We start from the raw sequence: 11,285 nt of genomic DNA, 5'->3' as shown, positions 1-11,285 counted from the left end.
CCTCGGTGATGATGGCCTGCTCGCCGACATCCCCGGCGGCGCGCTGGTCATCGACTGCAGCACGATCGCCCCGGCCACCGCGCGCAAGGTCGCCGAGGCCGCTGCCGCGCGTGGCCTGCAGATGCTGGACGCGCCGGTCTCCGGCGGCACCGCCGGCGCCCAGGCCGGCACCCTTACCTTCATCGTCGGTGGCGAAGCCGATGCGCTCGAGCGCGCGCGCCCGTTGCTGCAGGCGATGGGCAAGAACATCTTCCACGTTGGTGCCAGCGGTGCCGGCCAGGTCGCCAAGCTGTGCAACAACATGGCCCTTGGCGTGATCATGGCCGTGACCGGCGAATCGATCGCCCTCGGCGTGGCCCACGGGCTGGACCCGAAGGTGCTCTCGCAGATGATGGCGGTCAGCACCGGCCGCAGCTGGGCCACCGAAGTGTGCAACCCGTGGCCGGGTGTACTCGAAAACGCACCGGCATCGCGCGGCTACAGCGGCGGTTTCGGCAGTGACCTGATGCTCAAGGACATGGGCCTGGCGGTGGAAGCGGCGATGAGCGTCGGTGCCTCCATCCCGCTGGGCGAACTGGCCCGCAACCTGTATTCGATGAACCACCAGGCCGGCCGCGGCAAGCTGGATTTCTCCAGCGTCGTGCAGCTGATCGCGAACGAAAAATAACGGGTGGTGCCGGCCGTTGGGCGGCAACCTCGTGAACCCTGAAGTATGCGTGGAGCCGGCCAGCGGCCGGCACCACCGGGGAATCCCCTGGGAATCGGCCATCGGTCGGTGCCCCGGAACCAGACGCATCCCGTGGCAGTGCCCCGGGATCCACCGCGGTGGGATGGGCGGTTTCCCGGCTTCAACGCCAGGTAGCCGCCCATTTTTGTTGCAGGCGGTTCAGGCCATCGCGGTGCGCGGACCGTGCTGCTGGGTCTGCTGGTCGATCTGGCGCTGCTCGCGCTGCTGGTCACCGGCGACCTGCGCACGCTCGCTGCTGTCCTGCAGGGACTGGTTCACCGCCTCGGCGGTCGGCACCGGCGCCCCGTTGCGGTTCAACGCCGATTCGTCGCGCATCGCATTGGCCTGCACCGTGCGCGCCATCGAACCGTCCTGGTTGAACTCCACCCGGTCGATGGTGTGCTGCCCGGCGCGTACCGCTTCCACGGTCAGCGCGCCGGCCAGGCGTTCGCTGTGCTGGCCGGAGGGAATGCCGCGTGCCGCTTCGGCTTCATGCACGCGCATCAGCGTTTCCATGTACAGCACGTGCTGCGGATTGCCCGGATCGGACAACGGGCGCACGCCAGTGCCTTCAGGCTGGGTGGGTGCCGCAGCAGGTACTTGCGCGCCATCGCGCTGTGGCGCGGCCGGCGTGGCCATCGCCGCGCGGGTGGCCGCATCGACCACGCCCGTGGCCTCCAGACCATGCGCGGTCTGGTAGGACGTCACGGCTTCGCGGGTGCCCGCGCCCAGGTGACCATCGACGCCGAGCGGCCGTCCCTTGGCGTCGGTATGACCCTGCGCGGCCAGCTCGGTCTGCAGCTGGCGCGCCTCACGGTCGATCGCCGCCAGCGTTGCCGGGCCGGCCTTGCCATCCACCGGCTCCAGCCCGTGCGCGCGCTGGAACGCTTCCACCGCCTGGCGCGTATCGGCATCGAAACGCTTGTCCGCGTTCAGTGCCTTGCCCTCGGCATCGGTATAGCCCAGCACCGATAGATTGGCTTCCAGCTTGCCCACCTGCTTGCCCTGCGACCCTTCCTTGAGCACCTGCGACGCCGCAGCGGGCCTGGCCGGCTGGATGTGCTCCAGCGCGGTGCGGATGTCCGGATCGCGGCCCTCGCCACCGGGCGAATAGTCCGGGCTGCTCACCTTGGTGTGCGCCCGATCCATCGCGTCCTTGTTGGTCGCGTAGGCATCTTCGTAACCCACCGCGATGTCGGCGGCCTTGGGCCCGTCGTAGTAGCGGTAGCGGGAACGGATGTCGCTGGCTTCGTCGCGCAGCGCCTGGTAGTCGCCGCCGTCCTCGAGCACCTTCTGCAGTCGCGGCAGCTGGCTGGGGAGCTGGTTGGCGGTCTTGGCCAGCAGGCTGATCGCCTCGAAGCGGTGCGCCTCGGTAATCTGGCTGCCATGCGCATCCACGATGTCCATCGCGGTCTTGGTCGCGTTGCGCACCTGCGGATAATCGATGTGGCTGTGGATCCACTGCTTGCCTTCGTTCGACCCGGCCCACGCGTTGATGCTGTCGCGGGTGCCTTCATCGAGGAAGCGGATCGAACTGCGACCCTGCAGGCCATTGCCATGGCTGAGCAGGTCCGCACGCAGGTCGGCGCGGTCCTCGGTGAAGGGCAGGTTGTGGCTCTTCGCATAGGCCTGCGCCTGGTCGATCACCGCATCCACGTAGGTCTGCTCGCCGGCCTGCAGCGGGCGGCTTTCGATCGCGCCCACCGGCCATCGGCCACGCTGGCCGAAGTCGACCTGGATCGCGCCCAGGCTGTAGCCGCTGTTCTGCGCCACGCTGCCGACCACGCCCCAGTCCGGCTCGCGCAGGCCCTGGGTGATGCCGGCAATGGCCAGGTGGTAGGAAGCCGGTCCGCCTTCGGTGCCACGCCCGACGGAGAAATACACCGCGCCGGAGGTGGCATCCAGATTGTGCGTGTCGATGTTGGTGGGCATGACATACATCCTTGTGTCGTAGGAGAGGAGGCGCCTGCGATCAGTCGAGCAGATCGAGGTACCGCTGCAACTGGTCGGCGCGTGCGCTCAGGCGCAGCATGTCGGTCTGGCTGCCCTGGAGGTTGCCGGGCTGCGAATCGTCATACAGCACCGCTTCCAGGCGGCCATCGAGATCGCGCGAGGTCAGCCAGGCGCGCTGCGCGGCGACCAGCTTGGCTTTGCGCGGCGCATCGAGGCGTGCCTGCAACTGCTTGTAGACCCGGTTCAGGCGCTGGTCCTGGCGGGTCTTCTCCTGGGAGATGCACGCAGCCTGTTCGATCGCACCGTGGGCGCGTTGTTCGCAGCTGGTGTAGGTCGCGCTGACGCCCTTGGAGGCGGCGGGGGCCGCCGCGGTTGCAGCGGTCGCGGTGGCACTGGCCACTAGGCCTGCCAGCAGCAGGGCGCGCAGGGGAATACGGGTGTACTGGGCCAGCATGTAGTGCTCCACCATTCCATCGTTGGTGGCCGAGTATACGAAGCCTGTCTGACGGCTGCCGTCACATGATTGACGGCGAAAACCACTGCGGCGGACCGGGCATCGCCCGGCCCGCCGCAGGCCGATCAGAACCGCTTGTGCCGCGCTCAGAGCACGGTCAGGGTCACATCGATGTTGCCGCGGGTCGCGTTGGAGTACGGGCACACGATGTGGGCCTTCTGCACCAGTTCTTCGACCTGCTCGCGCGGCAGGCCCGGCACGTTGATCTGCAGCTCGGCCTGGATGCCGAAGCCGGTCGGAATCTGCCCGATGCCCACCTTGCCGGTGATCGTGGTTTCGGCCGGCAGGGCGACCTTGGCCTGGCCAGCCACGTACTTCAGCGCGCCCAGGAAGCAGGCCGAATAGCCGGCGGCGAACAGCTGTTCCGGGTTGGTGCCCGGGCCGCCGGCGCCGCCCAGCTCGCGCGGGGTGGACAGCTGCACGTCCAGCACGTTGTCGGAGGAGGTGGCGTGGCCTTCACGGCCGCCGGTGGCGGTGGCAGTGGCGGTGTACAGAATGGTTTCGATGGACATGGGAATCTCCTGCGGGATGGACGGGGGGTGAGCCAGTTGGCAGGGGTACTTTGACCCATCCTTGGGTACGGTGGGTTACATTTCGTCTACCAAACTTGATCAAGAGTCCAGCATGGTCGATCGCCTGCAATCCCTGCTCAGCCGCTTTGCGGTCAGCGCCGAGGTCTTCCACGCCGGCCCGTTGTGCGGCATCAACGACCTGGCCGCCGACGGCGAACGCGGCCAGCTGCACCTCATCCGCGACGGACAGGTGCGTCTGGAGCATGCCGACGGCAGCGTGCTGCAGATCGACCGGCCCAGCGTACTGCTGTACCCGCGCCCGCTCGCCCACCGCTTCGTCACCGACGCCCGGCGCGGCGCCGATTTCGCCTGCGCGCATCTGCAGTTCGAAGGCGGCGGCAACAATCCCGTCGCTGCCGCGCTGCCTGCGGTGATCTGCCTGCCACTGGACGCGTTGTACGGTGGGCAGCCGGTACTGTCGCTGCTGTTCGAAGAAGCCTTCGCCCAGCGCTGTGGCCGCCAGGCCCTGCTCGACCGTCTGTTCGAAGTGGTGCTGATCCAGATCCTGCGCGCGCTGATGGAAAGCGGCCAACTGCGTGTCGGACTGCTCGCCGGCATGGCCCATCCGCGCCTGCGCCACGCACTGGTGGCCATGCACGAGGCCCCGGCCGATGACTGGACGCTGGAATCGCTCGCCCATCGCGCCGGCATGTCGCGCAGCGCCTTCGCCGACAGCTTCCGCGACACCATCGGCAGTACCCCGGGCCAGTATCTGCAGGGCTGGCGCACGCGGCTGGTGCAGCAGGCCTTGCGCAAGGGGCAGCCGCTCAAGCGCATCGCCGTGGACGTCGGCTACGGCAGCGAGGCGGCGTTGTCGCGCGCGTTCAAGGCGCAGACCGGGCATTCACCGCGGCAGTGGAAGCAGGCTCTGTACGCTTGAAGACCTGTACGCCGCTTAGTACCGCAGCGGATAAACCGACGAGGTTCCGCCGGTCTATCGCATCGACGCCTGTTAACGCGGGTCCGTTGGGAAATCGTGGCCCATCCGGTACGTGTAGCCAGTCAGGTCCCAGCGACCGCCGTGGCCGCTTGATGGTTCCACCCATCGGTAGCTCCAGCTCTGGCGCGTGCCATCAGGCAGCGTGTTCTCCACTTTGTGTTGCCCGCCGGGATGACCGGTTTCGGGAAGACCGCCGGGAGGCAAGGGGGTGTCCGATGCGCTACGTATCGCACCGATGAAGTGACTCATCCGTTCGACAGTGACAACACCATTCCGGCCTATCGGCACACGATCCGGGGATCGGGCCGCGATCCAGTCCAGAATTCTGGCGCCCTCGACCTGTTCTGCCTGGTAGATGTGACTGATCACCATGACGGTCGTTCCCGATGCAGACGCTGCCGATGACAGTGACGCGATCCCGGCAGTGGTGAGGCACATGGCAAGCAGTAAGGGCAGTTGTTTTCTCATTGGGCCTRCTCCTTTTTCGTCACATCGAAAATTCAATGTGTTTCGCCGCGCAAAACTGGCGGCATCAAGAAGCTACGACAGCGACGTCGTTTCGCCCAATTCCGAGTCTCGATCGTGCAGCCGGCTCACCTTTGCCGATCCTATCGGGTGGCTGCGCGTCAGATCGCCCACTCCCGATCCGTGGTGAACATGATCGTCAGCCACCGATCGGTGGACTCCTCACCCAGCGCCTCGCCGATTTCATCGCGCAACCGGTCCCACTCGATCAGCGCACGCGGCGGGTCATCGGCGCGCACGACGAAGAACAGCTCGATCTGCTCGCCACGCCCGACCTTGGCCACGTAGCTGCGGTACTCGAGGAAACCGTGCCGGGCCACGATGGCGCGCGCCACTGCATCCACGTGCGCCTGCAGGTCCAGCGGCGTGATCAGCAGGATGTCCTTCAGCGCCTGGCGCACCGTGCCCAGCGGGGCCACCATCACGAACAGGCAGACCACCAGCAGGATCGCCGGATCGATGTACGGCACCAGCCACGCCCACGGTGTTCCGCCCAGCAGCCAGCCACCGACGAAGGCGACCAGGTAGGCGGCGGACATGCTCGCGGCCACCACCCAGTTCTTCGCATCGAGTGCGATGAACTCCGAGCCGATGGACCGGTTCGCGCGGCGCACGAACAGCGCCAATCCGGTTTCGGCGACGATCGAGATCACTGCGAAGAGGATCGCCGGCCCCAGCGCGATCTCGCGCCCGCCGGACATCAGCGCATCCACCGCATTGACCGCTGCATACAGCGCCGCCCCGATCATCAGCGTGCCGCTTACGCCCAGCACGATCGGCTCCAGGTGCCAGAAGCCCATGGTGAAGCGCTGGTTCAAGCGCGACTGCAAGGCATCCACGTTCGTGGAGAGGCTGATCAGGCGTACCACCAGCAGCGACAACCAGGTCATCACCACATCGATCAGCCCGTAGATGCCATCGAAGATGATCAGCGAGGAGTTGGCCAGCAGGCCGAACCCCACCGCCGCGGCGGCCATCGTCAGCGAGGCGGCGATGGACAGGCGCAGCACGCCCTGCTCGGTGGTGGGGTCGAAGGTGTGGGGGCGAAGCAGGGCAGTCATGGGTGTTCTGGGCGTGGGGCTGCGATGGCCCATTGTCCGCTGTTGCGCTGGTCGGCGGTGAAGACTACTGCGACCAGGTCATTCGCCGGCCTCGGCGCGCGCCCCTGCTGCACGGGGCGCGCGGCATGGCGCCGTCTGCACCTCGCCCGTGCCATTGCCGCGCAGGATACTGCCGACCAGCGACTTCCAGAACGCCGACGGATCATCTTCATTGACCGTGCCCTGCACGAAGATCGGCGGCGGCAGCCCGGCCCGTCGCATGTCGCTCTCAACGCTGAGCCGCGCGCCCTGCAGCCACTGCCCGAAGATCACCAGCTGCGGCGCGATCTGCTGCAACACACAGGCCTCGGCAAAGCGCGCCCCCAACTGGCGCTCGGCGAACGCGCCCACAAGATCGTAGCGTCGCCACTCCAGCAGGCCGATGCCGCATTCCAGGCGTCCGGCGAGCTCCACGCGGATGGGACCGCGCCGTCCAATGGATCGGGCAATGCCCTGTCGCCTGCGCTCATCCCCTCCCATCACCAACATCCTGAGCATGCAGGGTCCCTTTCATCCGTCGAGCCGATGATTAGGAGCCGCATGCGCCCACTCGATCCATCAGGCACGTCTGATTCGCGCGGGCCCGCCAGCGGCCGCGCGCCCAAGTCAGCCCGTTCGCCGTGGGTGATTTACAATCGCTCCGACGACGCGTCTGCGTCGCCGCTGGCAGGACGCCAGTCCGGCGTTTCGCTGATGTGGCAGGCCATGCGGCCATCAACAAGGAGAGGTTGGTAATGCATGCAGAGCGCAATCGTAGGGACATCCCATTCATCGGCTCCGGGAAGGGACGTTGGATGACCTTGGCGTTGGGCTTTTCCCTCGCTGCCTGCCAGGCCCCCCACGCCGGCGAGGGCACGCCGACCGGCCCCGCTGCCTCCTCCAGCGCGGCCGCGCCGGTGCCCGCGGCAGTGCCGACATCCGCCGCCCAACAGGCGCAGGCCGCAGGGCAGCCATCCCATGGACTGTCCGCCGCCGACCTCGCCATGGAGGCAGAGGATATGGGCCCCGATGTCCCCGACGACTCCTACCGCCGCGCCAACCTGCGCCCGCACTACAGCGCGTGCGTGGATGCCAGCGATGCGGTGACGCCCGCGTTGCAGGCGTGTGGCGATGAGGAGCTTGCCTGGCAGGAGCACCGCATGGTCGAGGCATTTGGCAAGATCGCCGACGGTCCGGATGGTCGGTTCAAGGATGAGGTGATGGACGACCAGGCCGCCTACATGCTCGATACGAAACGTCACTGCAGCTGGAACCCGGCCGAAGACGGCCAAGGCCAGATGCTGGATGCACAGTCGTGCCGGATCAACCGTACCGCCAATCGCGCCGATCAACTGGAAGCGCTCACGTTGAGGTGATCCCTCGCAACGCAGACTCGGGACGCGCCGGTGAGGTCCTGGGCCGAAGCAGTGTCGCGGCGGGCAATCGGCAACCCGCTGGCCCCGGATCGCAGCGTCGCAACAGGAAGCTGCGCAGAATGGAAACACGACAGTAGACAGTCGTGCCGGCGCCGTCTGGCACTCAAAAGGAGAAGCACAAAATGCAGATGTTGCGCAAAGGTTCTGAGTGTCACCGCGCCATCGTCGGCGGGCGTCGCTGGACGGCCCTGGTCCTGAGCATCGGGCTGGTTGCGTGTCACGCATCCGATTCCGGTCAGGCCACGCCGGCAGGAGCGGTCGCATCGCCCGGCGCTGCCACGTCCGGACCTGCCGAGGTGCACCGGCCCGCCCCGCAGCAGGCCCCTGAGGTTGAAAGCACGGCCGCTGCTGCCATGGACGACGACGTGTCGCCGCGCCGCCCCGATGATTCCTACCGGAAGGCAAATCTCCGCCCGTCGTACGACACCTGCGTGGATGCCAGCGGAGGTGCTACGCCTGCGTTGCAGGCGTGTGGCGATGAAGAGTTCGCCTATCAGCGCAGCCGTCTGCGCGCCGCGTTCGCCAAGATCGTGGAAGGTCCGGATGGCAAGGAGAAGGATGCGCTGATGGACGCGCAGGCGGCCTACATGGACGACACCGATCGCTATTGCACCTGGAACCCCGAAGAAGAGGGGCAGGGTCAGATGCTGGATGCGCAATCGTGCCGGCTCAACCGCATGGCCAACCGCGCCGATGAGCTCACGTCCATCACGTCGAAGTAAACCCCAGCGAAGGAGTGCCGCAAATGGATGTCGTGACTGAGGCAAAGCAAAGGATGGAACACTGGCACCGCGGCCAGACCTCCGCGCATTTTGAAACCAGCGGCCGTGGTCCTGGTCATGTGTCCACCGGGGCAGGCGATCATGGTGGCGTGTCGTACGGCAGCTACCAGTACGCCACCAACGTGGGCGGCGCGGCGGAGTATGTGGCGAGCTCCCGCTACGGCAACCGATTTGCGGGTCTGCAGCCGGGTACACCGGCTTTCACCGAGCGCTGGAAAGAGGTCGCCAAGGCCGACCCTGCGGGCTTTGCACAGGACCAGCACGACTTCATCCAGCACAAGTATTACGACGTTCAGATGAGCCGCCTGCAGAAGGCCGGCGTGGACCTCTCCGGGCGCGGTCCGGCGGTGCAGGACGCGCTGTGGAGTACATCGGTGCAGTATCGGGGACTCACCCTGCCGGTTTTCCGGAAGGGGCTTGCCGAAGCGCATGGAAAAGACTTCAACCTCGCTGCGCTGACCGATGAGCAGATCGTGCGTGCCGTGCAGGATTACAAGCACGCCAACGTGCAAAGGCATTTCGAGAGTTCCCCGAAACAATGGGACGCGTTGCGCGACCGCGCGCTCAATGAGAAGGCCGAGCTGGTCTCCCTGGCTCGCTACGACCATGTCAACCACGCGCCGCAGAATTACCAGGGCAAGAGCTACGAGCAGGCCTTCGGCGAGCCGGCGCATCGTCCGTCCGCAGCGCGTGGCGGCCGTGCAGCGATGGCCGATGGGATGCTGGTGCAGGGCGAGCGGGGCGCCGAGGTCCAGGCGTTGCAGCAGAAGCTGGTCCAGGCCGGCTACACCGGCAAGGACGGGCAGGCGTTGAACCCTGACGGCAATTTCGGCGCCAATACACAGCACGCAGTGCGTGAGTTCCAGAAAGCGCAGGGACTGCAGGAGGATGGAAAAGCCGGGCGTGCCACGCTTGCCGCACTGGCCGGCGCGGTGCGTGAGCCGGCGGCCACGCCGCCACGCAGTGAGGCCGTCCCGCCGCAGCGACAGCCCAGTCCTGGCGCCGAGCACGGCGGCGCCAGGACGGCCGCCGCGCCCGGGGGCGACCGCATCACCCTCGTGGAACCGTTCGGCAACGTCACCGCCAACCGGGTCATTGCCCACGGCATGTCGGGTGAGGCGGCATATCGCGAGATGAAGATCCACCACCCCAACGCCAACAGCGAAGCGGTGCGGACCGGCAACGCCAGCAAGGCCGACCGCCCGTCGCAGATCGTGGAAGGCGAACTGGAAACTGTTCGTACCCGTGGTGATAGAAATGGCATCCCGCTGGTCCACAAGGATCTGATCCTGACCGACCCGGACGGCGTCCGCCGCGTGATGATCCCCAACCCGGTCGCCGGCTACGTCCAGGTCAACGCGGACAAGTGGAACTCCATCAGCATCTGGAGCCATCCCCCGGGCGACCCGCAGCGCGAACTGGTGGGCCAGGTGCTGCATGGCGCGCGCGGTACCACGCCGTACAAGACCGGCGACTTCGTGGAGTACGGTGCGCCGTTGATCCGCCAGTCCGATGCCGGCACGCCGGGTGCGGTGCATGCGCATATCGAGCTGGAGCCGGACCAGTTCCGCCGCTATCTGGGCGATGTGCTCAACGACCGCATCACCTTGGGCGGCACCGTTCACGCACAGGGGCCGCAGGCAGCACAGGCCGCGCACGCCGCGCGGACCACCCCGATGGCCGATGGCGTGCTGATCCAGGGCGAGCGCGGCGACGAGGTCAAGGCGTTGCAGGGGAAGCTGTCGTCGCTGGGGTATCAGGGCGCAGACGGCAAGCCGCTGGCGGCCGATGGTGTCTTCGGCAAGGACACCTGGCGGCGGTCAAACAGTTCCAGTCTGCCAATGGCCTGGACGATGACGGCAAGGTCGGCCGCAAGACACTGGCGCAGCTGGACGCGCCGGCGGCGGTAAGGGCGGGGGCCCAGCCGACCACGCCTGCGACCCCGGCCAAGGCAGACCCGATTGCACCGCCGCCGGCGCCGCCGAGCCTGCGCGATCCGTCCCATCCCGAGCATGCGCGCTTCGGGCAGGCGCTGGAAAAGCTGCAGGTGCTGGAGCAGCAGCGGGTCGCTGCAGGTCTGGCGCCGCTGTTCGCCAACCCGCAGGAAACCGAACGCGCCGCCGGCCAGCTCGCCTACGAAAGCAAGGTCACGGGCATGCGCCAGATCGACCACGTGGTTGCTCGGCCCGATGGCAGCGGCTTGTTCGCGGTGCAGGGCACGGTGGGCGACCCGGCCTCGGTGCGGACCTTCGTGGATCGCACCCAGGCCGTGTCGCAGCCGGTGGAAGCCAGCACGCGGCAGGTGGAGGATCTGGACAAGCAGTTCGGCCAGCAGGCACAGGAACAGGAGCAGGCGCAGAGCCGGGCACGCGGACAGTAGCGTCGCCGCGGGCGACCACGCCGCCGGCCGTGTTGTTCAGGCCGGCGGTGTAAACTATTGATCTCACTGGCAATGCCGGTCTTTCCCCGATACGCCGCCCGATGACGTCCGCCACCGCCCGTTACGCCGCCTCCCTGCGCCTGTCCGTCGCCCCGATGATGGACCGGATCGACAGGTAGATATGTCAAGGGTTTCGGGGCGTCTGGCACAATTATGGCGCTGACCGCAGCTGCAATCGAAGAAGGGCCGCCCATGGGCGGCCTTTCTTATTGGGTCAGGCGGCGGTCGCTTTGCGCTGCCCATCCCACCAGCTGGCCACGTCCCGCGTGTCGTACACGTCACCTGTGCGCGGCGGCAGCAGGCCGGCGGTGTGCTTG

Annotated in this window: 12 protein-coding genes; 6 read left to right on the top strand and 6 right to left on the bottom strand. The window is 67.2% G+C overall.

Annotated elements, in window-relative coordinates:
* On the top strand, nucleotides 1-667 hold a 667-nt coding region (gene mmsB, locus ACXJKH_RS07990; protein ID WP_457319024.1), incomplete at its 5' end, for a 3-hydroxyisobutyrate dehydrogenase.
* A 219-nt stretch (nucleotides 668-886) separates the two neighbouring features.
* Here the strand turns inward: mmsB and ACXJKH_RS07985 are convergent.
* The 3 genes from ACXJKH_RS07985 to ACXJKH_RS07975 all read right to left on the bottom strand — a co-directional run bounded on the left by ACXJKH_RS07985 (nucleotide 887) and on the right by ACXJKH_RS07975 (nucleotide 3,706).
* Nucleotides 887-2,659, bottom strand: coding sequence for a peptidoglycan-binding protein (locus tag ACXJKH_RS07985; protein ID WP_457319023.1), 1,773 nt, complete (start codon nucleotides 2,657-2,659; stop codon nucleotides 887-889).
* Between the two features lie 40 nt (nucleotides 2,660-2,699).
* On the bottom strand, nucleotides 2,700-3,146 hold the full coding sequence (locus ACXJKH_RS07980) for a lysozyme inhibitor LprI family protein (protein WP_457319022.1): 447 nt from the start codon (nucleotides 3,144-3,146) through the stop codon (nucleotides 2,700-2,702).
* 134 nt (nucleotides 3,147-3,280) lie between these two features.
* Nucleotides 3,281-3,706, bottom strand: coding sequence for an organic hydroperoxide resistance protein (locus ACXJKH_RS07975; RefSeq protein WP_306175506.1), 426 nt, complete (start codon nucleotides 3,704-3,706; stop codon nucleotides 3,281-3,283).
* 112 nt (nucleotides 3,707-3,818) lie between these two features.
* On the opposite strand from ACXJKH_RS07975, the gene ACXJKH_RS07970 reads away from it, so the two are divergent.
* Nucleotides 3,819-4,646, top strand: a complete 828-nt coding sequence (locus ACXJKH_RS07970) for a cupin domain-containing protein (protein WP_457319021.1) — start codon at nucleotides 3,819-3,821, stop codon at nucleotides 4,644-4,646.
* Between the two features lie 72 nt (nucleotides 4,647-4,718).
* Here the strand turns inward: ACXJKH_RS07970 and ACXJKH_RS07965 are convergent, their stop codons facing one another.
* From ACXJKH_RS07965 to ACXJKH_RS07955, 3 genes are all read right to left on the bottom strand, one after another.
* Nucleotides 4,719-5,174 (bottom strand): hypothetical protein, encoded by a 456-nt coding sequence (locus tag ACXJKH_RS07965; RefSeq protein ID WP_457319020.1) that lies wholly within the window; start codon nucleotides 5,172-5,174, stop codon nucleotides 4,719-4,721.
* Between the two features lie 158 nt (nucleotides 5,175-5,332).
* Nucleotides 5,333-6,292 carry a cation diffusion facilitator family transporter gene (locus ACXJKH_RS07960; RefSeq protein WP_457319019.1) on the bottom strand — a complete coding sequence of 320 codons (960 nt, stop codon included), beginning with the start codon at nucleotides 6,290-6,292 and terminating at the stop codon, nucleotides 5,333-5,335.
* A gap of 78 nt (nucleotides 6,293-6,370) precedes the next feature.
* Nucleotides 6,371-6,745, bottom strand: a complete 375-nt coding sequence (locus tag ACXJKH_RS07955; protein WP_457319018.1) for a hypothetical protein — start codon at nucleotides 6,743-6,745, stop codon at nucleotides 6,371-6,373.
* Between the two features lie 320 nt (nucleotides 6,746-7,065).
* Between ACXJKH_RS07955 and ACXJKH_RS07950 the strand changes: the two genes are divergently transcribed.
* The 4 genes from ACXJKH_RS07950 to ACXJKH_RS07935 all read left to right on the top strand — a co-directional run bounded on the left by ACXJKH_RS07950 (nucleotide 7,066) and on the right by ACXJKH_RS07935 (nucleotide 10,908).
* Nucleotides 7,066-7,686 (top strand): lysozyme inhibitor LprI family protein, encoded by a 621-nt coding sequence (locus ACXJKH_RS07950; protein WP_457319017.1) that lies wholly within the window; start codon nucleotides 7,066-7,068, stop codon nucleotides 7,684-7,686.
* A gap of 182 nt (nucleotides 7,687-7,868) precedes the next feature.
* Nucleotides 7,869-8,468: a lysozyme inhibitor LprI family protein gene (locus ACXJKH_RS07945; protein WP_457319016.1), complete on the top strand. Its 600-nt coding sequence runs from the start codon at nucleotides 7,869-7,871 to the stop codon at nucleotides 8,466-8,468.
* 53 nt (nucleotides 8,469-8,521) lie between these two features.
* Nucleotides 8,522-10,438, top strand: coding sequence for a peptidoglycan-binding domain-containing protein (locus ACXJKH_RS07940; protein ID WP_457319015.1), 1,917 nt, complete (start codon nucleotides 8,522-8,524; stop codon nucleotides 10,436-10,438).
* On the top strand, nucleotides 10,339-10,908 hold the full coding sequence (locus ACXJKH_RS07935) for an XVIPCD domain-containing protein (protein ID WP_457319025.1): 570 nt from the start codon (nucleotides 10,339-10,341) through the stop codon (nucleotides 10,906-10,908). Before ACXJKH_RS07940 ends, ACXJKH_RS07935 begins: the two co-directional genes overlap by 100 nt.
* Nucleotides 10,909-11,285 lie beyond the last annotated feature (377 nt).

It is taken from the genome of Stenotrophomonas sp. P5_B8 (assembly GCF_054049855.1).
Note: the sequence above shows the minus strand (reverse complement) of the source record. Positions and strands in the feature narration are given on the sequence as shown.

Bases quoted from the DNA above. Each gene is read 5' to 3' on its own strand.
- ACXJKH_RS07985 (WP_457319023.1), bottom strand. From the start codon at position 2,659: ATGCCCACCAACATCGACACGCACAATCTGGATGCCACCTCCGGCGCG.
- ACXJKH_RS07975 (WP_306175506.1), bottom strand. From the start codon at position 3,706: ATGTCCATCGAAACCATTCTGTACACCGCCACTGCCACCGCCACCGGC.
- ACXJKH_RS07970 (WP_457319021.1), top strand. From the start codon at position 3,819: ATGGTCGATCGCCTGCAATCCCTGCTCAGCCGCTTTGCGGTCAGCGCC.
- ACXJKH_RS07965 (WP_457319020.1), bottom strand. From the start codon at position 5,174: ATGAGAAAACAACTGCCCTTACTGCTTGCCATGTGCCTCACCACTGCC.
- ACXJKH_RS07960 (WP_457319019.1), bottom strand. From the start codon at position 6,292: ATGACTGCCCTGCTTCGCCCCCACACCTTCGACCCCACCACCGAGCAG.
- ACXJKH_RS07950 (WP_457319017.1), top strand. From the start codon at position 7,066: ATGCATGCAGAGCGCAATCGTAGGGACATCCCATTCATCGGCTCCGGG.
- ACXJKH_RS07945 (WP_457319016.1), top strand. From the start codon at position 7,869: ATGCAGATGTTGCGCAAAGGTTCTGAGTGTCACCGCGCCATCGTCGGC.
- ACXJKH_RS07940 (WP_457319015.1), top strand. From the start codon at position 8,522: ATGGAACACTGGCACCGCGGCCAGACCTCCGCGCATTTTGAAACCAGC.